This window comes from Limnohabitans sp. MORI2 (assembly GCF_027925025.1).
Classification (GTDB): Bacteria; Pseudomonadota; Gammaproteobacteria; order Burkholderiales; family Burkholderiaceae_C; genus Limnohabitans.
In genome coordinates this window covers 1,375,698-1,395,698 of the sequence record NZ_AP027058.1, presented here as the reverse complement: position 1 = coordinate 1,395,698, position 20,001 = coordinate 1,375,698, and the positions used below count along the sequence as shown (strand labels likewise).

Annotated in this window: 19 protein-coding genes and 1 pseudogene; 4 read left to right on the top strand and 16 right to left on the bottom strand. The window is 55.6% G+C overall.

Going from position 1 to position 20,001, the window contains the following annotated elements; translation table 11 throughout:
• The first annotated feature begins 9 nt into the window (after nt 1-9).
• Complete coding sequence (locus QMG27_RS06565) at nt 10-939, top strand: LD-carboxypeptidase (RefSeq protein WP_281810268.1); 930 nt, start codon at nt 10-12, stop codon at nt 937-939.
• A gap of 110 nt (nt 940-1,049) precedes the next feature.
• Nucleotides 1,050-1,400 (top strand): annotated as a pseudogene (locus tag QMG27_RS12690) (P-loop NTPase); the annotation flags it as partial.
• A 565-nt stretch (nt 1,401-1,965) separates the two neighbouring features.
• On the opposite strand, the gene QMG27_RS06555 reads toward QMG27_RS12690, so the two are convergent.
• The 5 genes from QMG27_RS06555 to mltG are packed head-to-tail and all read right to left on the bottom strand — an operon-like array spanning nt 1,966 to nt 6,162.
• Nucleotides 1,966-2,643, bottom strand: a complete 678-nt coding sequence (locus QMG27_RS06555) for an ankyrin repeat domain-containing protein (protein ID WP_281810266.1) — start codon at nt 2,641-2,643, stop codon at nt 1,966-1,968.
• Nucleotides 2,640-3,434, bottom strand: coding sequence for a TatD family hydrolase (locus QMG27_RS06550; RefSeq protein WP_281810265.1), 795 nt, complete (start codon nt 3,432-3,434; stop codon nt 2,640-2,642). The genes QMG27_RS06555 and QMG27_RS06550 overlap by 4 nt, the downstream gene beginning before the upstream one ends.
• A 19-nt stretch (nt 3,435-3,453) precedes the next feature.
• Nucleotides 3,454-4,470, bottom strand: coding sequence for a DNA polymerase III subunit delta' (locus QMG27_RS06545; RefSeq protein ID WP_281810264.1), 1,017 nt, complete (start codon nt 4,468-4,470; stop codon nt 3,454-3,456).
• Nucleotides 4,471-4,502: 32 nt separating this feature from the next.
• A complete protein-coding gene (gene tmk / locus QMG27_RS06540) occupies nt 4,503-5,144 on the bottom strand; it encodes a dTMP kinase (protein WP_281810263.1) in 642 nt (213 codons plus the stop codon).
• A gap of 25 nt (nt 5,145-5,169) precedes the next feature.
• On the bottom strand, nt 5,170-6,162 hold the full coding sequence (gene mltG, locus QMG27_RS06535; protein WP_348773631.1) for an endolytic transglycosylase MltG: 993 nt from the start codon (nt 6,160-6,162) through the stop codon (nt 5,170-5,172).
• A 59-nt stretch (nt 6,163-6,221) separates the two neighbouring features.
• On the opposite strand from mltG, the gene QMG27_RS06530 reads away from it, so the two are divergent.
• On the top strand, nt 6,222-7,160 hold the full coding sequence (locus QMG27_RS06530) for a folate-binding protein (RefSeq protein WP_281810261.1): 939 nt from the start codon (nt 6,222-6,224) through the stop codon (nt 7,158-7,160).
• Nucleotides 7,161-7,173: 13 nt separating this feature from the next.
• Here the strand turns inward: QMG27_RS06530 and QMG27_RS06525 are convergent, their stop codons facing one another.
• The 4 genes from QMG27_RS06525 to QMG27_RS06510 form a co-directional block, all read right to left on the bottom strand.
• A complete protein-coding gene (locus tag QMG27_RS06525; RefSeq protein WP_281810260.1) occupies nt 7,174-7,896 on the bottom strand; it encodes a hypothetical protein in 723 nt (240 codons plus the stop codon).
• A 70-nt stretch (nt 7,897-7,966) separates the two neighbouring features.
• Nucleotides 7,967-8,812: a hypothetical protein gene (locus QMG27_RS06520; RefSeq protein ID WP_281810259.1), complete on the bottom strand. Its 846-nt coding sequence runs from the start codon at nt 8,810-8,812 to the stop codon at nt 7,967-7,969.
• Between the two features lie 173 nt (nt 8,813-8,985).
• Nucleotides 8,986-9,426: a GNAT family N-acetyltransferase gene (locus QMG27_RS06515; protein ID WP_281810258.1), complete on the bottom strand. Its 441-nt coding sequence runs from the start codon at nt 9,424-9,426 to the stop codon at nt 8,986-8,988.
• Nucleotides 9,427-9,436: 10 nt separating this feature from the next.
• Nucleotides 9,437-10,390, bottom strand: coding sequence for an alpha/beta hydrolase (locus tag QMG27_RS06510; RefSeq protein ID WP_281810257.1), 954 nt, complete (start codon nt 10,388-10,390; stop codon nt 9,437-9,439).
• A gap of 39 nt (nt 10,391-10,429) precedes the next feature.
• Between QMG27_RS06510 and QMG27_RS06505 the strand changes: the two genes are divergently transcribed.
• Nucleotides 10,430-11,599, top strand: coding sequence for an iron-containing alcohol dehydrogenase (locus tag QMG27_RS06505; protein ID WP_281810256.1), 1,170 nt, complete (start codon nt 10,430-10,432; stop codon nt 11,597-11,599).
• Between the two features lie 13 nt (nt 11,600-11,612).
• Here the strand turns inward: QMG27_RS06505 and QMG27_RS06500 are convergent, their stop codons facing one another.
• The 7 genes from QMG27_RS06500 to QMG27_RS06470 all read right to left on the bottom strand — a co-directional run bounded on the left by QMG27_RS06500 (nt 11,613) and on the right by QMG27_RS06470 (nt 19,979).
• A complete protein-coding gene (locus QMG27_RS06500) occupies nt 11,613-12,113 on the bottom strand; it encodes a hypothetical protein (RefSeq protein WP_281810255.1) in 501 nt (166 codons plus the stop codon).
• A gap of 77 nt (nt 12,114-12,190) precedes the next feature.
• Nucleotides 12,191-12,535 (bottom strand): TfoX/Sxy family protein, encoded by a 345-nt coding sequence (locus QMG27_RS06495; protein WP_281810254.1) that lies wholly within the window; start codon nt 12,533-12,535, stop codon nt 12,191-12,193.
• Nucleotides 12,536-12,551: 16 nt separating this feature from the next.
• Nucleotides 12,552-13,610, bottom strand: a complete 1,059-nt coding sequence (locus QMG27_RS06490; protein WP_281810253.1) for a phospholipase — start codon at nt 13,608-13,610, stop codon at nt 12,552-12,554.
• A gap of 15 nt (nt 13,611-13,625) precedes the next feature.
• On the bottom strand, nt 13,626-15,998 hold the full coding sequence (locus QMG27_RS06485) for a Tex family protein (protein ID WP_281810252.1): 2,373 nt from the start codon (nt 15,996-15,998) through the stop codon (nt 13,626-13,628).
• 244 nt (nt 15,999-16,242) lie between these two features.
• A complete protein-coding gene (locus tag QMG27_RS06480; RefSeq protein ID WP_281810251.1) occupies nt 16,243-16,665 on the bottom strand; it encodes a PaaI family thioesterase in 423 nt (140 codons plus the stop codon).
• 18 nt (nt 16,666-16,683) lie between these two features.
• Entirely contained in the window at nt 16,684-17,859 is a 1,176-nt protein-coding gene (locus QMG27_RS06475) for an acetyl-CoA C-acyltransferase (RefSeq protein ID WP_281810250.1), read from the bottom strand.
• 20 nt (nt 17,860-17,879) lie between these two features.
• Nucleotides 17,880-19,979 (bottom strand): 3-hydroxyacyl-CoA dehydrogenase NAD-binding domain-containing protein, encoded by a 2,100-nt coding sequence (locus QMG27_RS06470; protein WP_281810249.1) that lies wholly within the window; start codon nt 19,977-19,979, stop codon nt 17,880-17,882.
• Nucleotides 19,980-20,001: the final 22 nt, after the last annotated feature.

Sequence of the window (20,001 nt, the reverse complement as noted above, 5' to 3'; positions counted from 1 at the left end):
AATGTGCGCATGGCTCACATTTACATCTATTCCCCCAGCGGCGCAGTGCGCGACAAAGCGGCGTTCAAACGTGGCGTGGCACGCCTGAAAAAACTCGGTCACGAGGTCGAACTAGATGCCGATGCCCTGAGCAGCTACACCCGATTCGCTGGGGACGACGTCACCCGTTTGGCCGCCATTCACCGTGCAGCCGCTAGTGGTGCAGATGTGGCGCTCATCAGTCGTGGCGGTTACGGCCTCACACGCATCTTGCCAAATATCCAATACAAGCAAGTGGCCAAAGCGATTGCCAAAGGCACGCAGTTTGTGGGCTTGAGTGATTTCACAGCGTTTCAAAGCGCCATGCTGGCTAAAACAGGCGCGATCACTTGGGCTGGCCCGGCTCTTGGCGAGGACTTTGGGGCTGAACAACCCGACGACATCATGGAAGCCTGTTTTGACGACATGGTCAGCGGGCAGGGCGAGGGCGCGGGTTGGCAACTTTCTAAGGCTTGTGCTTTGGCTAACGAAAAGCGGCGCCCTGGCGTTTGGGCGCACGATGCTATTTTGTGGGGAGGCAATTTGGCCGTATTGGTTTCTTTGCTTGGCACGCCCTATTTCCCGCAAATCAAACACGGCGTGCTGTTTTTAGAGGATGTGGGCGAACACCCATACCGCATTGAACGCATGCTCACCCAGTTATTGCATGCAGGTGTATTGGCTGATCAAAAAGCGATCGTGTTGGGCCAGTTCAGTAGTTACAAACTCACACCGCATGACAAGGGCTTCAAACTTCAGAGCGTTGTTGATTGGCTGCGTACACAAATCAAAATCCCTGTGTTAACAGATTTGCCGTTTGGACATGTACCCACCAAACTGTGTTTGCCAGTGGGCCAGAAGATTGATTTAGTGGTTGAAGAACGCGATGCTTTGCTGCTTTGGGCCCATACAGATCATTAATTTGGTCAAGCTTCAATTTGATACGATGTATATTATGTAAAGTTTATGTTGTGATAGGAAAAATACGTTTTAGTTAATAAAAGGAGACTTTTTGGATTCATAATATAAAAATGAAATCACCAAATAGTTTCAAAATATTAATAACTAGCCCTAAAGGTGGTGTTGGCAAAAGCACAGTCTCAGCCAATCTAGCGGCATTTATGCAATCACAGGGCCAAACTGTGACGCTTCTGGATTTTGACAACCATGGCTCATCGAGCAGCTGGCTGAGACGAGCTCCTAATGTGGGTGTCGTTGTTCAGCATCAGCCGCTTCCCCTGCATCAAGGTGGCAATCGTTCAACGCTCGATGCGCGCCTTCATCTGCGTCGTGCGGCCGTGAGTACCGAGGTGGTCATTTGCGATTTAACTTGGAGCAACACCATCGCCGGTGAGTTGATGTTTGAGTACGACTTGGTGGTTGTGCCGACTTCTGTATCGGAAATTGAACTGACAGCCACGGTGGGCTTTTTGAGTCATCACCATTGGGTTTTTGACTCAGCCATGCACGCGCCGCCTTTGTTGCTGTTAAGCCCCACGCGAGTTCAAACCGATCAGATGAACGATGACACGTTTTCGAAGCAACGGTTTCCAGTGAAGTTCATATTAACGCCCCCAATTTTGGAAGCGCAAAGCGCCAAGAGCATGTTTGAGCGGGGTTACCTGATGGACATGACAGATGCTTGTGGGCAATCGTTTGTTGAGTTTTGCCATGCCGTTTTAGAGGCCCAAGTGCTGAGCAAGGCGAATCAAAAAATTCGTCAAATTTCAAAATTAAGTTCTGCGCGAAGCCGTGGCACTTTGGATACGGCCTCCGCATTTGCCAATCAGGGCTCATTGCTGGGGCGTCATCGGGTGCACAAGGCCAAGCAATACGACGAAATATTTACCCAATCGGCCCAGCATGAGGCCGGCACGGCTACTACTACGGCAAGGCTGACAGGCTTTCTCAATCGATGGTCAGCCAGTCGGCTTTGAGTGGACCTGATCACTCGGGGGATTGGGTGACGATCGGGTTCTGAATAAACCAAGCTTCTATATAAGCGCGAATGTAAAACGCACTTTGCGTATGCTCTTTGCTCAGCGCAATGTCCAGTGCCGAGAGTTGTTGGTGATTCACCAAAGTGGGATCTGCGCCCTCTTCCAATAAGAGTTTGACGGCCAGTGGGGGCGCTGAAAAAGCAGCCATCATCAACGGTGTAGTGCCATCGTCAGTCTCACTGTCAAGGTAGGCATCGTTTTCGATCAACAAGCGCATCATCTCGCGATGCCCTCGTGTCGAGGCGTAATGCAAGGGTGTCCAGCCCGGCTTGTTGACGTCCGCACCCCGCTCAATGAGAAGCTGTGCGAGTCCAAGCTGGTTATGGATGGCTGCTAGCATCAAGGCCGTTTCACCGTTCAAATTGGTGGCATTGACCTGAGTCAGTGGATGCTTGGCGAGCACCAAGGCGGATTTGGGCGATGGGGATTGAATGGCAACCAGTAGCCCTGGAATGCCTTTTTCGTTGGGGGTATTTGGATCAAAACCCCGTGCCAGTAGCTTTTCAATGGTCTCGGGCTGATCAAAAGTGACTGCCGCGATAAAGTCATCATAAGACCCTGCATTGGATGATGAAAATCCTATAAAAACATATAGATATAAAAAATACTTAAAGTATTTTCTCATCTGAGAACCTCGCTGAAAAGCTGGTCAAAGTTACGGCTGGTTGCCTCTGCCACCGCCTCCACTGACAGACCTTTAATCTCGGCAATCTGTTTTGCGACAAACGGCACATAAGACGGGTTGTTGGTTTTGCCACGGTGCGGGACAGGTGCCAAATACGGGCTGTCGGTCTCAATCAGGATGCGATCCATCGGCACAAAGGCGGCCACATCCCGCAAGTCTTGGGCATTTTTGAAGGTCAAGATGCCTGAAAACGAGATGTAAAGCCCCAGGTCCAAGCCGGCTCGCGCCACGTCTGAGGTCTCGGTGAAGCAATGAAACACGCCGCCCGCACTGCCCGCCGAGCCGTCTTCGCCTTGCTCTTTCAAAATCGCCACGGTGTCTGCGGATGAGCTGCGGGTGTGGATGACCAAAGGCAGCTGGGATTGCTGCGCGGCTTGGATGTGGATGCGAAAGCGGTTGCGTTGCCATTCCATGTCGGCCACGGTGCGATCGCCCAAGCGGTAATAGTCAAGGCCGGTTTCGCCAATGCCCACCACTTTGGGTAGTTTGGCGCGGGTCAAAAGGTCGTCAAGCGTGGGCTCTTGCACGCCTTCGTTGTCGGGATGCACGCCCACGGTGGCCCAGAAGTTGTCGAACTGCGTGGCTAAGCCGTGCACTTCAGGAAAACGCTCCAGCGTGGTGCTGATGACCAAGGCGCGCGTGACTTGGGCTTTGGCCATGTCGTCACGGATGGTGTGGATGTTTTCAACCAGCTCTGGAAAATTGAGGTGGCAATGGGAGTCGGTGAACATGTCAAGAGATCAATCGCAATTAGTCTTTGGCGCGCAAGGCGGTTTGCGCACGCGCCACCAAGGCTTCAAACATCAAGCCTGCGTTGTACGGGTGTTCTGAGGTACGGGCTGCGTCCATCAAGTCTTTGGACCATTGGGTGAGTGAACTCACCGTGCCAGCCGCAGGCAAATCAGCTGCCATGAAAAAGCGTGGTTCGCCGCCAGTGCGTAAGGCCAGCAAGTCATGACACAACTTTTGCAACATGGCGATGGCTTGCGAGGGCGTGGCATCCGACACGGCGCCCACATCTCCTCGCATGATGGCTTTGGGTAAACCAGCCCAAATGGTGGCTCTGAGGCCAGCATTCGCTAGGTCGAGCGCATCTTCGGGACGCCCGCCCGCAGCACGCAACAACACGGTGGCATCGGCGGCGGACACGCCTTGAGTTTGCAGCCAGCTCAATGCTTCAGCTTCGGTCGGCCAAACCATGGTGTGTGTTTGGCAGCGGCTACGAATAGTGGGCAAAAGCTGGTGGGCAGCTTCGCTGGCCAATACAAAACGACATTCGCCTGGCGGTTCTTCCAAGGTTTTGAGGATGGTGTTGGCCGTCACATGATTCATGCGCTCGGCGGGGTACACAAACACCACTTTGGTCGACCCACCTGAGCGGGTGTGTTGGGTGAATGCCACCATCTCGCGTGCCGCTTCGACGCGAATCTCTTTGCTGGGCTTGCGTTTTTTGTCGTCGAGGTCTTTTTGGGTTTTTTCGTCCAAGGGCCAGTTCAGCTCTAGCGACAAGGTCTCAGGCATCAAGGTGCATAGGTCGGCATGGGTACGCACATCTACGGCGTGGCAACTGCGGCATTGGTAACAAGCACCCTGTTTCGTCGGTGCTTCGCACAGCCAAGCGCGGGCCAGCTCTAAGCCCAGTGTGTATTGGCCCAAGCCCGATGGGCCTTGCAGCAGCCAAGCATGGCCACGGCGCTCCAGTAGCTTGGAGAGCTGGCCTTGAATCCAAGGGCTCAACACAGGGCGCGTTTGGGTTGTTTCGTTCATGCAGCGGGTTTCGCGAATGGCGTGTGCGTGGCTTACTGGGCACTGAGCAGACCACGCTGCACAAACTGCTGGTGCAACTGCTGCCACACAGCCTCACGGGTTTGGGCCGCATTCAGGCGCACAAAGCGCTGAGCATCGACTTCAGCGCGTGCGGCATAACCGCCGGACACTTGCTGGAAAAAAGCCACGGGTTGTGCCTCAAAGCGGTCAGGCACACGAGCGCTGGCTAAACGCTCAGCAGCAATCGCGGGGTCGAGTTCAAACCACACGGTCACATCGGGTTGACGCAGCCCCTCGGCCCTGCCCTGCACCCATTGTTCCAGCTGACGCAGTACATCAAGGTCAAAGCCACGGCCACCGCCTTGGTAGGCAAAGGTGGCATCGGTGAAGCGGTCACACAGCACCACATCACCACGAGCCAAGGCGGGTTCAATCACTTGATTCAGGTGGTCGCGGCGGGCGGCAAACACCAGCAACGCTTCGGTCAGCGGGTCCATCGCGTCATGTAACACCAGCTCGCGCAGCTTTTCAGCCAAGGGCGTGCCGCCAGGCTCACGGGTGAGCGTGACTTGGCGGCCTTGCGCTTTGAATGCCGCGGCCAAGCCCTCGATGTGCGTGGATTTACCCGCACCGTCGATGCCCTCAAAACTGATGAACAGACCTGTTTTTGTCATAGCCCGCTATTTTGCCTGTTCGGCATCACTGTCCAGCGGCTTTGCGTTGGTAGCGATTGACCGCAGCGTTGTGCTCTTCCAGCGTGGCGCTGAAGTGGCTCGTGCCGTCGCCCTTGGCTACAAAGTACAAGGCGTTGCTCGGCGCAGGTTGAACCGCCGCTTTGAGCGCGTTGCGCCCGGGCATGGCGATCGGCGTGGGCGGCAGGCCTTTGCGGGTGTAGGTGTTCCAAGGGTGATCGGCGCGCAAGTCGGCGCGGCGCAGATTGCCATCGAAGTTGTCGAACATGCCGTAAATCACAGTGGGGTCCGTTTGCAGCGGCATATCAACAGCCAAACGGTTGTGAAACACGCGGCTGATGGTGGTGCGGTCGCTCTCACGACCAGTTTCTTTTTCAACGATGCTGGCCAAGATCAAGGCTTCATCGATGGTTTTGATTTGTATGTCCGAGTGGCGTTGGCCCCAAGCAGCGGCCAGTTGTTTGGTCATGGCGTTGGCCGCGCGTTGCATCACGCGCAGCTCTGACGTGCCTTTGCCGTAGGTGTAGGTGTCCGGGAAAAATCGGCCCTCAGGGGCCACGCCGGGCATGCCCAGCTGGGCCATGATTTGTTCATCGCTCAAATCTTTGGTGTCGTGCTTCAAGCCTTCGGCTTTGTTGAGGGCTGCTCGGAATTGGCGAAACGTCCAACCGTCAATCAAGCTCACTGCTTTAAGGCTTTCTTCGCCACGGCTGAGTTTGCGCAGCAAATCAAGTGGGGTATTGCCTTCGTTCAGTTCGTAGCTGCCAGCGCGTAGCTTGCGCGATTGCCCACTGACTCGGAAAAAAGCGTACAGCACGAGAGGTTGCGCCTCGACGCCCGCATCCGCCACAGCTTGAGCAATGCCGCGCACGGGCGTCTGGGGCTCAATCGACAAATCAATCGTGGATGACTTCAATGACAGGGGTTGCAAGACCCACCAGCCAGAAACAGCTGTCAGGAGCAGCATCAGGCTCAGCACTGTCCAAAAGATTCGTTTGATGAGCCGCATCACAACCCTATGTTCAATCACGTTAATCCAACGGGCATGATAATTCAGTCATGTCATTGAACACTTTTTCAGTCTCCGCGCCTTTGAACGGCATCGCTCCCCTGCCTCACCTCGGCATCATCCGCGCAGCGGGCGCAGATGCAGCCAGCTTTTTGCACAACCAACTCACCAACGATGTGCTGTTGATGAAAGCAGGCCAATCGCGTTTGGCCGCTTTTTGCAATGCCAAAGGTCGTATGCAGGCAAGCTTTGTGGTTTACAAGCGTTCTGCCGAGGAAGTGCTGCTGATTTGTCGCAAAGACTTGATTGCCCAAACCGTCAAACGCATGTCGATGTTTGTGATGCGTGCCAAAGCTAAGTTGAGCGATGCCAGCGATGAATTTCAGTTGTTGGGCTTGGCAGGTGATGCCGTGCTTGCTGCTTTGAACGGCGCATCAACAGCTGCATGGCAACGCCATTCGGTCGGGGCCGCCGATGTGTTGACCCTCTACCCTGCCCTAGCGCAACCACGCGCTTTCTGGATTGCCCCCAAAGACGTGGCCGTACCAACCGGAGCGACCCTCAGCGCTGATCTGTGGCAAGTGGGCGAAGTGATGAGCGGTATTGCATGGGTTGAGCTCGCCACCTTCGAAGCCTTTGTGCCACAGATGCTCAATTACGAATCTGTTGATGGTGTGAACTTCAAAAAGGGCTGTTATCCCGGCCAAGAGGTGGTGGCCCGGAGCCAATTTCGCGGTACCTTGAAACGCCGCGCGTTCATTGGGCAAGGCGCAGTGGCCATGGCTGCTGGTCAAGAAGTGTTTTCAAGCATAGACGCCACCCAGCCTTGCGGCCTCGTGGCGCAGGCCGCGAGCGATGGTGCTTGCCATGTGGCAGTGCTGGAGCTGCAACTCAGTGCCACTGAAAACAGCAGCTTGCATTTAGGTGCTGCAGATGGCCCCGTGCTGAGCCTGCTACCGCTGCCCTATGCGCTGCGCGACGACATTTGATCTGCAGGGCCGTTTAGAAACGCACGCCAGCTTTGATGCCGACTGATGTGTTTTTGCCAGTACGGTCGTACTCGGCGGAGAGGTTGAGCAGCAAGACGTTCCAGCTCACACCGACAAATGATTTGCTTTGTGTGAAGCTCTCATCATTCTTGCCCGTGGCTTTGGCATTTGAATAAACCGTGCCCACACCTGCATAGGGCGTGAATCCCACAAAGCCTTTAGAGATCAACACATCTAAACCTGTGTTGTTCAATTCCATGCCCGACACGCCACCCATACGACTGTGGCTACCGCGTACGGCGATGGCTGGTGTGATGGCATTGCCTTCTAGCAATGCATATTTGATATGCACGCCAGATGCTGACACGTTGGTGGATGCCACTTTGGACACAAAGCCACCCACGTCCCAGCCGCCAGACAAACCTTTGCTCACCGACAGTTTGGTTTGAGTCAGGGTATCTGTATTGCTTCCAGACACTTTGCGCCAAGCGTCGCCTGCTTGTGTTTGGGTGAATGACGCTGACCCGCTGATGTCAAAACCTGAGATACCCAAGGGCGCAGCGGGTTCGATGGCCTTGGTGCTGGTTGTTGCTGCCAAGTCTTTGCTCAACGCTAGGAATTCTGTTTGGTTGAGTGTGCTGAAGTTTGTTAAATCAGCTGCAATTGCACTGGTGCTTAAGGTCAATGTGCTCGTTATGACGAAAGTGATGGGCCACAAGCGATTGATGATTTTCATGGAGTTATTTTTAAGAAAAGATTGAAGTCATTTTCGCATGGCTAAAAATTCAAAACTGAATAGCCATCAGTCAGTAAAGCGTGAAGATGGGCAGTAACTGACCTTGTCCAAAAGACTCAATCGTCGTGCTTAAATTGTTCATTTCGATCATTGCACCTGTGCTGATTGATGCAGAAAAGTCCATGCCTTTTGTAGCTCTTGTCACAGTCAAAGGTGTCGTCATCGGTATGACTGCCACTAACTTATCAATTGTTCCAATATCGTTTGGAATAGAGGTTGCCAACTTGTAATTTGATTGAACAAGGTACCCGGTGAGTACACCAAAATCTCGACTGACATCGCCGTTTCCTGAGCCATCAGCACCAAGAGCATTAGACACTTGCGTTGTAAATCCATAGCTAGAGCCTACGTTTGATCCGCAATCAACTAAATCACTGATGTGCCCTATGCGATTTGAATAAAAGCGTCCTGCTCGTGACCAGCAGACCCTACCACTTGTCGCTGTTTGTCCTGCCGCTGGGTAATTTTGTCGATCTTGATCGAACCTCAAAATAGTTTTAATTTCTGAATACGGTGAAAGAACAGCAAATGAATATGAATAAGTCCCGTTCGATGGGCGCTTCACCACACCGTCTAGTTTTGTTGGGATGCCTTTGATAATTCTGACCCGAGCTCCTGAGCTGTTTTCAAAAATGATGGCGCATCGAGAGAATTCAATGGCGGTGCTAGCCGTAGGCGCTGCAGGTGGGGTTGTACACAATCCAAGCTTGTAAATCGTGATGTAGAGCTCTTTAGGCTCAGCCATGCAGTTGGCGTTTGTGTCAGTGATTTCACCATTCACGGTATTGCAACTAGACTGGGCTTTAGCAAGCTGAGTCAATGCCAATAAAAAAAGAACAACCAAAAATCTGTTCATGAGCTAGGCCTGTATGACTTAACGACCAGTGGCTGTGACGGTGAAATTTTCATCCGAATTGCTGCTTGAGCCACCACACGCACTGAGTAGAAGAAAGAAAGTAAGGGTAAGGACTTTAAGAATTTTGAACATAGACAGCTATTTGTTAAGTGATCGTAAAAGCCTTTGTGGTTTTACGTTTTGACCAACATCAAACACATCTCCACATGCGGTATCCCCACTTCATCAAACGGTTCCCCCGCAACCACAAAACCATACGCTGCATAAAAGCCTTCGGCTGTGCGTTGCGCACTCAGGCGTACCTCTTTGTGACCCCTTTGTCGTGCGTAGCGAATCAAGGCCTGTAGCAACCTTGCCCCATAGCCCTTGCCTCGTGCATCTTTGAGAACTGCCATACGCCCTACCTTGGCCACGGTCGCCGAAGGTTGCAGCAAACGTGCGTTGCCCAACGCTTGGCCATTCACATCAAACAACACGGCATGCAAGGCAGTGGCATCGTCTGCGTCCCACTCATCCGCGGGTGTAATGCCTTGCTCGTGAACAAACACAGCTGTGCGCACGGCTTGTGCCGCGTTTTGCATCAAAGCCCATTCGCCAATTTCTATGTAAGTCATCGACTTCAGCTTACAGCCCAAACGCATGCCGCAAAGCACGCGCCGCATCCATGTGCGCGGTCAGCGCCTCTGGAATGACACGGCCCATTTGAATGAAGCTGTGCACCACGCCTTTGTAAATTTCTAAGTCCACAGGCACGCCGCTCAAACGCAGATGGTCTGCATAGGCGATGCCTTCATCCACGATGGGGTCGCACTCGGCCAAGCCCAACCACGCAGGCGCAACGCCCGACACATCGGCGAGCATGGGCGAAAAGCGTGGGTTTTCTCGGTCTTCCAGGTTGGGAATGTAGTGGCCGTAAAAGTATTCGATGCTGGCTTTTTCTAGCAAGAAGCCTTTCTCAAACGTATGCGCTGACGCCAAGTACTCAGGCGAGCAGCCTGGGTAGAACATGAGTTGGAGCTTGAGGTCAATGCTTGCATCGCGCGCTGCAATGGCAGTCGATGCGGTCAATGTGCCACCTGCGCTGTCACCGCCAATGGCGATGCGTGTGGCGTCGAGGCCTAAGTCGGGTGCGTTGGCTGCGAGCCATTGCAACGCGTCAAACGCATCGTTGTGCGCCGTGGGGAATGTGAACTCAGGTGCAAGTCGATAGTCCAACGACACGACCGCGCAGTGCGCCAAATGAGCCAAGTGTTTGCACAGCACTTCGTGGGTTTCGGGGCTGCCGACTGTGAAGCCGCCGCCATGAAAGTACAACAGCACGGGTAGGTTGGGCTTGGCGTGTTCGGCCCACAGTTTGGCCCGCAAGGTAGAGCCATCGCGCGCAGGGATATGCAGCGTGTCATCACGCGCCATTTTGTGAGCATTGATTTCCAGCACGCCTGCACCGAGCGCGAAGGCTTGCTTGGCTTGCTCGGGCGTCAGCAGCGCCATCGGCGGGCGGCCTGCTTTGGCAATGGCATGCAGCACATCGCGCATGGCGGGGGTTAGCAGGCTTTGCGGGTTACGTGGGTGACTCATTTGGATTTGCTTTTTTGGATTCGGCTTTTATAGTGTGCCATGGCTCAAATCCTCTACCTCACCAACATCCAGATTGACTTTGGCGTGCTCGCGACCCTTGGGGCCGAGTGTGAAAAGGCCAACATCAAGCGACCCCTCATCGTGACCGACCAAGGCGTCAAAGCTGTGGGCATTTTGCAAATAGCGCTGGATGCGTTGCATGACCATCACGGTATTGAACAGGTCGCGGTGTTTGACCAAACCCCATCCAACCCGACCGAGGCCGCGGTTCGTGCCGCGGTGGCGGTGTACCACGCGCATCAGTGCGACGGTCTCATTGCGGTGGGCGGCGGCTCATCCATCGACTGCGCCAAAGGCGTGGCCATTGCTGCAACGCACGAAGGCCCGCTCAAAACCTACGCCACTATTGAAGGTGGCTCGCTCAAAATCACACCCGCTGTGTCACCCATCATCGCCGTGCCCACCACGGCAGGCACAGGCAGCGAGGTGGCGCGTGGGGCCATCGTCATCGTGAACGATGGGCGCAAGCTGGGTTTTCACTCGTGGCATTTGGTGCCAAAGGCCGCCTTGCTCGACCCCGAGCTCACCCTCGGTTTGCCCCCTGCCCTCACCGCTGCCACTGGCATGGATGCCATTGCCCACTGCATGGAAACCTTCATGGCCGCGCCGTTTAACCCGCCTGCAGATGGCATTGCACTGGATGGCCTCACGCGTGGCTGGGCGCACATCGAACGTGCCACAAATAACGGCCAAGACCGTGAGGCACGCCTGAACATGATGAGCGCCTCTATGCAAGGCGCCATGGCGTTTCAAAAAGGCTTGGGCTGCGTGCATTCGCTCAGCCATAGTTTGGGTGGCGTGAACCCACGCTTGCACCACGGCACATTGAACGCCATGTTCTTGCCTGCTGTCGTGCGCTTCAACGCTAAAGCTGAGTCAGTTCAAAAAGAACGCCGCATGCAGCGCATGGCCTATGCGATGGGCTTAGGAGAAATACACCACGCGTTCGAAGCGGCTGAGTCGATTGCCCAAGCCATCACCGCCATGAACGCCCGTTTAGGCCTGCCCAAAGGCTTGGCCGAGATGGGCGTGGAAGCCTCATGGTTTGACAAAATCATCGAAGGCGCGATGGCTGACCATTGCCACAAAACCAACCCACGTTTGACCACGCCAGAGGAATACCGCGAGATGCTGCAAGCGGCCATGTAGCAGCTGCCGTCGCTTACTTCCTCCAGGTGATGGTGTTCAACACGCTGCCCTCTTTGGGGCCGAATGTGTACAGCACCTTGCCATCGCGTTCTAGCAAGTAGGCACCTTCGGTGGTGCGATAGATCTTTACTTTGCGAGGTTGCGAGGCCAGCACCAAGGGGCGAATGTCGCCTTCAGGCGTGTGCACCACATCCAGCGGCCAAGGCTCAGCTTCTCCTGGCCAGTACAACTCGGCAGCTTTGACTTGGTTGCCGTTCGCTGGGGCGGTCAGCACAAAGGCATGCAGGGTTTGGTCTGGGTTGTAGGGTGTTGGGTCAAAAGCAATGCCCGCCTCAAACACTTTCACGCACGCTTTGCGTGCAGGGGACCACAGATAACCCGCAGTGGGAATGCAGCCTTGGGCATCTCGTTCTTGGCCCGTTATAGGTGTGGCCACTTCACTGGTGGCGCTGCGTTGGCAAGCGGTCATGGACAGGCTGAGCATCAAGATGGATAGAACTGAAAACGATTTCATTTGGAATTAAAAATAATACCAATTTATTCTATCTTTTGAGCGGCACCCTCCCCTGTCTTGGCAAAAAAAAGTAGCGATCAGCGCTTGGGCTTGTGTTTGGCAGCTTGTGCGCGCAGCGCCGCCTCGAAGGCTGTGAGGCCCCAATAGCGTGCCTCGTCACGGTCATCCAGCACCGCCTCCGGCGCTGACCAGTAAGACAGCTTCACAGCCTTGCCGCGCTGTGTATAGGTAAACGGCTCAGACCCTGCAGCCTCAAACTGCGCCACGTTATGCGCATCGGTTTTCAAATACAAACGTCCTGCGGCATACAGACCAAACATCAAGCCATCGTGATAAATGCCCCAACCGCCAAACATGCGGCGGGCACGGATGGGACCGAATGCATCAAAGACTTCGTGCAGGTAGTCGATGGATTCGTTCATCGTCGTGTACTGGCGTTTAGAGTGACTGCACGCGAGACAGGTTTTGTTGAGCTAACCATGAAGTGAATTCATCAGCCATTTGCTCACTCGCACTCACTGCAGTTTTCCAAACTTTTACCCGCCCCTCAAAATCAGAGGCATAAGTGACGAAATCACTTCGGTCTGGCAGCTTGGCGTTGGGCAAGGTGTTGACCCACTCGGGATTGGGGGCCAAAACGATGGTGTTGTCTAAATACGAAGTCGCTTTGTGTCGCCACTTCAGGGCTTTGTCTAGCCAGCCGGGCACCACGGCTTGTTGAAAGTGCGGATACAGCACTAAGCCTTTGTAGTTGAGGTGCAAGTGGTAGTCGGTGATGCCGCCATCCCAATACGCGCCCGTGGGTGCATCGGGAATGTCGTGCACGGCTTGCAGCACAAACGGGATGGAGCAACTGGCTTGCAGTGCGGCCATGAAGTTGCGCTCGTTGAGCGTCATGTGCTGGGTGGCAAAGTCAGACGCATCAAACGGCAGCTCGCCACGGGTAGAGAACACCACACGCTCTAGCCAGGCATCCATGGCTTTGCGCTTTACAGCGTTGCACAAATACGCGCCTGCATAGCCCAAGGGCGTGAGCAACGGGTGCTCATGGTGCAAGATGTGTTTGCCACGCGAGGTCACCACATGCAGGCGATAGCGCTGGTTGCGCAGCACTTCGCTGACATGGCCACCATAAAAATTTTGCAGGGTTTGACTGAACTCGTCACTCACCTGTTTGGCGCTGGGGCGCTTTTGGCCTTCGGGTACTTTGTAGTCTTGGTGGATGTAATCTTGCGAAAGCCGATCAAAGCCTTGGACAGGGTTGTCCAAACACGCCGTGGCCATGCGCCACGCGCCGATGGATGCGCCAACGAGGTCAATGGGCTGCGTGCTTTGGGGCAACCATTCGCCAAACAAAAAACGATCCAGTGGCCCGAGGATCAAACCCTTGGGCCCACCCGCCGCAGCGGGAATCACACCAATGTGTTCGGGCTTCAAGCCATTGGCCTCGATGTGGGCCAAGGCTTTGGGGCCAGCGTAGATGTGCAGGGCTTTCAACGCGTGGCCTTGTGATTACTTCTTCAAACCTTGCAGCTTGGCAAATGCACTAGCCATGGCCGAGCCTGCTGCCGCTTGCGGTGGTGCGGTGTAGCCACTGCTGTAGCTGCCACTGCCACGTTGGCGGTTGTCACGGCCAGCGTGTTCAAAGCGGTTGTCGCGAGGTCCATCTTTACGCGCAGGTGCGCCATCCATCTTCATGGTCAAGCTGATGCGTTTGCGGGCCACGTCGACCTCTAACACCTTCACTTTGACGATGTCGCCGGTCTTCACCACTTCGCGCGCGTCGGTGATGAACTTGTTGCTGAGTTGGCTCACGTGAATCAGGCCGTCTTGGTGCACGCCCAAGTCGACAAACGCGCCAAAGGCGGCCACGTTGCTGACCGTGCCTTCGAGCACCATGTCGACCTTCAGGTCTTTGATGTCTTCCACGCCGTCTTGCAGTTTGGCCACTTTGAAGTCGGGGCGCGGGTCGCGGCCTGGCTTTTCGAGTTCGCTCAAGATGTCTTTGACGGTGATCACACCCACGGTGTCATTGGCAAACAGCTCGGGCTTCAGTGTTTTGAGCATGTCTGCGCGGCCCATCAGCTCGGCCACGGGCTTTCCCGTTTGCGCCATGATGCGCTCGACCACGGGGTAGGTTTCGGGGTGCACCGCGGTCATGTCCAGCGGGTTGTCGCCGTTGCGGATGCGCAAGAAGCCTGCGCTTTGCTCAAACGTTTTCGCGCCGAGGCCGGTGACTTTGAGCAACTGCTGGCGGTTGGCAAACGCGCCATTGGCTTCGCGCCAACGCACCACGGCTTTGGCGGTGGTGGTCGAGAGGCCCGACACACGGGTGAGCAATGGCACGCTGGCGGTGTTCAGGTCCACGCCCACTTTGTTCACGCAGTCTTCCACCACAGCTTCGAGGGTGCGGGCGAGTTCGCTTTGGTTCACATCGTGTTGGTACTGACCCACGCCGATGGATTTGGGGTCAATCTTCACCAACTCAGCCAAGGGGTCTTGCAAGCGACGTGCAATGCTGGCCGCACCGCGCAGGCTCACGTCGACATCGGGCATCTCTTGGCTGGCGTATTCACTGGCGCTGTACACCGACGCACCTGCTTCGCTCACCACCACTTTGTCGATGACCTTGGATGCATCGTGTTTAGCCATAAGCTTGATGAGTTCACCCGCCAGTTTGTCGGTCTCGCGGCTGGCTGTGCCGTTGCCAATGGCAATGAGGTTCACGCCATGCTTCTCGGCCAACTTGGCCAAGGTGTAGAGCGAGCCATCCCAATCTTTGCGCGGCTCGTGTGGGTAGACGGTAGATGTTTCCACCAGCTTGCCCGTGGCATCGACCACAGCCACTTTCACGCCAGTGCGAATGCCAGGGTCCAGGCCCATCACCACGCGCGGGCCTGCAGGGGCTGCCAGCAACAAGTCGCGCAGGTTGTCGGCAAACACTTTGATGGCCACCTTTTCAGCTTCTTCACGCAGACGTGTGAACAAGTCGCGCTCGGTAGAGAGGCTGAGCTTCACACGCCACGTCCACGCCACGCATTTGCGAATCAGATCGTCCCCTGCCCTGCCCGAATGGCTCCAGCCGAGGTGCAAAGCAATCTTGCCTTCGGCCAAGCTAGGCTTACCAGGCTCGGGTTCGACGGGCAGAACCAATTTAGCGTCGAGCATTTCTAGTGCACGGCCACGGAACACGGCCAAGGCGCGGTGCGAGGGCACGCGGCCAATGGGCTCGTCATATTCAAAGTAGTCACGAAACTTCGCCACATCGGGGTTGTTTTCGTCTTTCCCAGCGGCCAGCTTGCTGCGGAACAAGCCTTCAGCCCACAGCCACTCGCGCAAAGATTGAACCAGCGACGCGTCTTCAGCCCAACGCTCGCTCAACAGGTCGCGCACACCGTCAAGGACAGCAGCCACGGTGGTGAAGTCGGCCCCTTCAATCTTGCCCGCAGGCAAGATGAACGCTTCGGCTTCTACATTGGGGTTGAGTGTGGGATCGGCAAACAGCTTGTCGGCCAGTGGCTCCAAGCCAGCTTCTTTAGCAATCATGCCCTTGGTGCGGCGCTTGGGCTTGAACGGCAAGTAAATGTCTTCCAGCTCTTGCTTGGTGGGTGCAGCTTCAATAGCAGCCAACAACTCGGGCGTGAGCTTGCCTTGTTCTTGAATGCTCTTGATCACCGCAGCGCGGCGGTCTTCCAGCTCGCGCAGGTAGCTCAGGCGCGCTTCGAGTTCACGAAGCTGAATGTCATCCAAACCGCCTGTGACTTCTTTGCGGTAACGGGCAATAAAAGGCACGGTTGCGCCACCGTCGAGCAACTCAACGGCAGAGCGCACTTGGGCTTCGGAGATCTTGATTTCGTCCGCCAGTTGGCGGGTAATTTTTTGCATGTTTGAAGGAAGGCTGTTTCGTCAAAGTCGGCAATTTTGCCTTAGCTCAGAGTGACACTTGAAAACAGACTTGGCTTAGCTATCGAGGTTTGTGGTAGGTGTTTATGTGCCTCGTACCACCCAATAAAAAGGGGTTGTGGTGTGCCAAGGCGGCGCCATTCGTCGCGCAGCGATGTAAGCCGCTTTTGGCATACCGCAACCCCGAGCCACCGAAGGGTAGCCCACTCTCCGAGCGCAACCAGAGCTAGTCCGTAGACACCTCATGCAACTCAGTAGGCCCCGCATCACGCTTGACGTACTTAAAAGTAGCCGTCGCATGCGCACACACATTCCCTTGCGCATCCAACAACGTCCCCTCACAAAACGCCATACTCCCAGTGCGGTGCATCAACCGCCCTTTGCCCGTCAACTCACCTTTGGCAGGCTGCATGAACGAGGTTTTCATTTCAATCGTGACCACCCCCATGCCCCGGTCCACGCTGCGTGCAGCCGAGGCCAGTGTCACATCTAAGAACGTCATCACCGCCCCGCCATGCGTCACATTGAACGAATTCATGTGCTCCGGTTCGGGCGTGTAACGCAGCTCTGAATAGCCATCGTCAAAGAACACCAACTCAAAACCGAGATGGTCGACAAACGGGATGTAAGCGCCAAAGCTTTCTTGCATGATGTTCTCCTTGTGGTGTTACAGAACTTCGAAGATGCCCGCAGCGCCCATGCCACCGCCAATGCACATGGTCACGCAGACGCGTTTGGCACCACGGCGTTTGCCTTCAATCAAGGCATGGCCGACCAAGCGTTGGCCGCTCACGCCATAGGGGTGGCCCACGGCGATTGCACCGCCGTTGACGTTCAAGCGGTCATCGGGGATGCCGAGTTTGTCGCGGCAGTACAGCACTTGCACCGCAAAGGCTTCGTTGAGTTCCCACAGGTCAATGTCGCCCATGCCAAGACCTAGGCGCTTGAGCACTTTGGGAATCGCATACACAGGGCCAATGCCCATTTCGTCTGGCTCGCAGCCGGCCACGGCAAAGCCGAGGAAGCGGCCCAAGGGCTTTAGGCCACGTTTGCTGGCGAGCTCTTCGCTCATCACCACGCAAGCGCCCGCGCCGTCTGAAAACTGGCTGGCATTGCCCGCAGAAATCAAACCACCGGGCATGGCGGACTTGAGGTTGGCCAAGGCTTCAACGGTCGAGCCTTCGCGGATGCCCTCGTCTTTGCTGACCGTCACTTGCTTGGTCATCAAGCCCATCACTTTGTCGGCAATGCCAGCTTTGACGGTGATGGCGGCAATTTCTGCATCAAACAAACCCGCCGCTTGTGCAGCAACAGCGCGTTGCTGGCTGCGTGCGCCGTATTCGTCCATCGCTTCGCGGCCAATGTTGTAGCGCTTGGCCACGTTCTCGGCGGTTTGCAGCATGTTCCAGTAGATCTCTGGCTTCTTTTTGTTGAGCGCCAAATCCATCAGCATGTGTTGGTTCATCTCTTGTTGCACACACGAGATGCTTTCTACGCCACCGGCTACATACACATCGCCCTCGCCCGCAATGATGCGCTGCGCAGCGGTGGCAATGGTTTGCAAACCTGAAGAACAAAAACGGTTGATGGTCATGCCCGATACCGACACAGGGCAATCGGCCATGAGTGCGATTTGACGGGCAATGTTGGTGCCGGTTGCGCCTTCGGGCAAGGCGCAGCCCATGATGACGTCGTCCACTTCGGCAGCTTCAATGCCAGCGCGCGCAATGGCGTGTTTGACGACGTGACCACCCAAGGTTGCGCCGTGGGTCATGTTGAAAGAGCCCTTCCAGCTTTTGGCAAGCGGTGTGCGGGCGGTAGAGACGATGACAGCGTTGGTCATAGGGATTCCTTAAATTCGGTTCAGTTGAAGGTTTTGCCTTCAGCGGCGAGCTTGGCGAGCAAAGGTGCGGGCTTCCAAAACTCGGCATCATCGTGGGGGTTGGTGGCAAAGCGTTGCATGGCTTGCACCACGTTGAACAAGCCCAACTCGTCGGCGTAGTTCATGGGGCCGCCGCGGAAGATGGGGAAGCCGTAACCGCTGATGTAGACCATGTCGATGTCGCTGGCCTTGCTAGCAATGCCCTCTTCCAAAATGTGCGCAGCTTCGTTGACCAACGCAAAGTTCAGGCGCTGCACGATTTCTTCATCGCTGATCTTGCGTGGCTTGATGCCCAGATCTTCGCGGTGTTTGGCAATCATGGCCTCGACATCTTTGTTGGGGATGGCATCGCGTTTGCCAGGCTTGTAGTCGTACCAACCCGCACCGGTTTTTTGACCGAAGCGACCTTGTTCGCACAACAGGTCGGCGGTTTTGCTGTAGCGACGTGTGGGGTTTTCGGCGTATTGGCGCTTGCGGATGGCCCAGCCAATGTCGTTGCCCGCCAAGTCGCTCATGCGGAATGGGCCCATGGCCCAGCCAAATTTTTCAAGGGCGCGATCCACTTGCGCTGGGGTGCAGCCTTCGTCGAGCAAGAAGCCGGCTTGACGCGCGTATTGGTCAATCATGCGGTTACCAATGAAACCATCGCACACGCCGGAGAGCACGGCAATCTTCTTAATTTTCTTGGCCACGTCCATCGCGGTGGCCAGCACGTCTTTAGCGGTGTCTTTGCCACGCACCACTTCGAGCAGCTTCATCACGTTGGCAGGACTGAAGAAGTGCAAGCCCACCACGTCTTGCGGACGCTTGGTGAAGTGGGCAATTTTGTTGAGGTCCAAGGTCGAGGTGTTGGACGCCAAAATCGCGCCCGGCTTCATCACCGCATCGAGTTGTTTGAACACCGCTTCTTTGACACCCATGTCCTCAAACACAGCCTCAATCACGAGGTCGGCGTCTTTGATGTCGTCGTAGCTCAGCGTGGTGCTGAGCAGCGCCACGCGCTGGGCAGCCTTGTCTTCTTTGAGCTTGCCTTTTTTGACACGGTCTTCGTAGTTTTTCTTGATCGTGGCCACGCCACGGTCTAAGGCTTCTTGTTTGGTTTCCAGTATTTTGACGGCAATGCCTGCGTTCAAAAAGTTCATGGCAATGCCACCGCCCATGGTGCCTGCCCCAATGACGGCCACCAGTTTGATGTCGCGCACCGGTGTATCGCTGGGCACATCGGCAATTTTGCTGGCTGCGCGTTGGGCGCCAAACAAATGGCGCAAGGCACGGCTCTCAGGCGTCCACATGAGGTTGATGAAGTGCTCGCGCTCAAACATCATGCCGTCGTCAAACTTCTTCTTAGTGGCCTGCTCCACCGCATCCACCGCTTTAGGTGGTGCGGGGTAGTTCTTAGCCATGCCTTTGACCATGTTGCGGGCAAACTGGAAGTACGCATCGCCTTGTGCGTGCTTGCATGGCAAGTCGCGCACTTTGGGCAAAGGGCGCACATCGGCCACTTCGCGTGCGTAGGCAATGGCTTCGTCCATCAGGCTTTGTGCGGACATGGCCATTTGGTCAAACAGCTTTTGGCCGGGCACCATGCTGAGCATCTCGCTCTTGACGGCTTCGCCGCTGACGATGAGGTTCAACGCGGGTTCGACGCCCAAGGCGCGTGGCAAGCGTTGTGTGCCGCCTGCGCCTGGAATGAGTCCGAGCTTGACTTCAGGCATGCTGATGCTGGTGCCTGGTGCACAGATGCGATAGTGGCAACCCAAGGCAAGCTCTAAGCCGCCACCCATAGCCACGCTGTGCATGGCCGCCACCACGGGCTTGCTGCAGTTTTCCACGCATGAAATCACGCTGAGCAAGTTGGGTTCTTGGAAGGCTTTGGGCGAGCCAAACTCGCGCACATCTGCGCCACCTGAAAACGCTTTGCCGTGTCCCGTGATGACCACGGCTTTCACCGCAGCATCAGCTTGCGCTTGCGCAATACCCGACACCAAGGCGCGGCGGGTCTCTAGCCCCATGCCGTTGACGGGTGGGTTGTTCAGCGTGATCACGGCCACATCGCCGTGTACTTGGTAGTCTGCACTCATCGGATTTCCTTTTGAAAACGAA

Excerpts from the sequence above, each read along its gene's own strand:
- QMG27_RS06565 (WP_281810268.1), top strand. The coding sequence starts at position 10 with ATGGCTCACATTTACATCTATTCCCCCAGCGGCGCAGTGCGCGACAAA.
- QMG27_RS06555 (WP_281810266.1), bottom strand. The coding sequence starts at position 2,643 with ATGAGAAAATACTTTAAGTATTTTTTATATCTATATGTTTTTATAGGA.
- QMG27_RS06550 (WP_281810265.1), bottom strand. The coding sequence starts at position 3,434 with ATGTTCACCGACTCCCATTGCCACCTCAATTTTCCAGAGCTGGTTGAA.
- QMG27_RS06545 (WP_281810264.1), bottom strand. The coding sequence starts at position 4,470 with ATGAACGAAACAACCCAAACGCGCCCTGTGTTGAGCCCTTGGATTCAA.
- tmk (WP_281810263.1), bottom strand. The coding sequence starts at position 5,144 with ATGACAAAAACAGGTCTGTTCATCAGTTTTGAGGGCATCGACGGTGCG.
- QMG27_RS06530 (WP_281810261.1), top strand. The coding sequence starts at position 6,222 with ATGTCATTGAACACTTTTTCAGTCTCCGCGCCTTTGAACGGCATCGCT.
- QMG27_RS06525 (WP_281810260.1), bottom strand. The coding sequence starts at position 7,896 with ATGAAAATCATCAATCGCTTGTGGCCCATCACTTTCGTCATAACGAGC.
- QMG27_RS06520 (WP_281810259.1), bottom strand. The coding sequence starts at position 8,812 with ATGAACAGATTTTTGGTTGTTCTTTTTTTATTGGCATTGACTCAGCTT.
- QMG27_RS06515 (WP_281810258.1), bottom strand. The coding sequence starts at position 9,426 with ATGACTTACATAGAAATTGGCGAATGGGCTTTGATGCAAAACGCGGCA.
- QMG27_RS06510 (WP_281810257.1), bottom strand. The coding sequence starts at position 10,390 with ATGAGTCACCCACGTAACCCGCAAAGCCTGCTAACCCCCGCCATGCGC.
- QMG27_RS06505 (WP_281810256.1), top strand. The coding sequence starts at position 10,430 with ATGGCTCAAATCCTCTACCTCACCAACATCCAGATTGACTTTGGCGTG.
- QMG27_RS06500 (WP_281810255.1), bottom strand. The coding sequence starts at position 12,113 with ATGAAATCGTTTTCAGTTCTATCCATCTTGATGCTCAGCCTGTCCATG.
- QMG27_RS06495 (WP_281810254.1), bottom strand. The coding sequence starts at position 12,535 with ATGAACGAATCCATCGACTACCTGCACGAAGTCTTTGATGCATTCGGT.
- QMG27_RS06485 (WP_281810252.1), bottom strand. The coding sequence starts at position 15,998 with ATGCAAAAAATTACCCGCCAACTGGCGGACGAAATCAAGATCTCCGAA.
- QMG27_RS06480 (WP_281810251.1), bottom strand. The coding sequence starts at position 16,665 with ATGCAAGAAAGCTTTGGCGCTTACATCCCGTTTGTCGACCATCTCGGT.
- QMG27_RS06475 (WP_281810250.1), bottom strand. The coding sequence starts at position 17,859 with ATGACCAACGCTGTCATCGTCTCTACCGCCCGCACACCGCTTGCCAAA.
- QMG27_RS06470 (WP_281810249.1), bottom strand. The coding sequence starts at position 19,979 with ATGAGTGCAGACTACCAAGTACACGGCGATGTGGCCGTGATCACGCTG.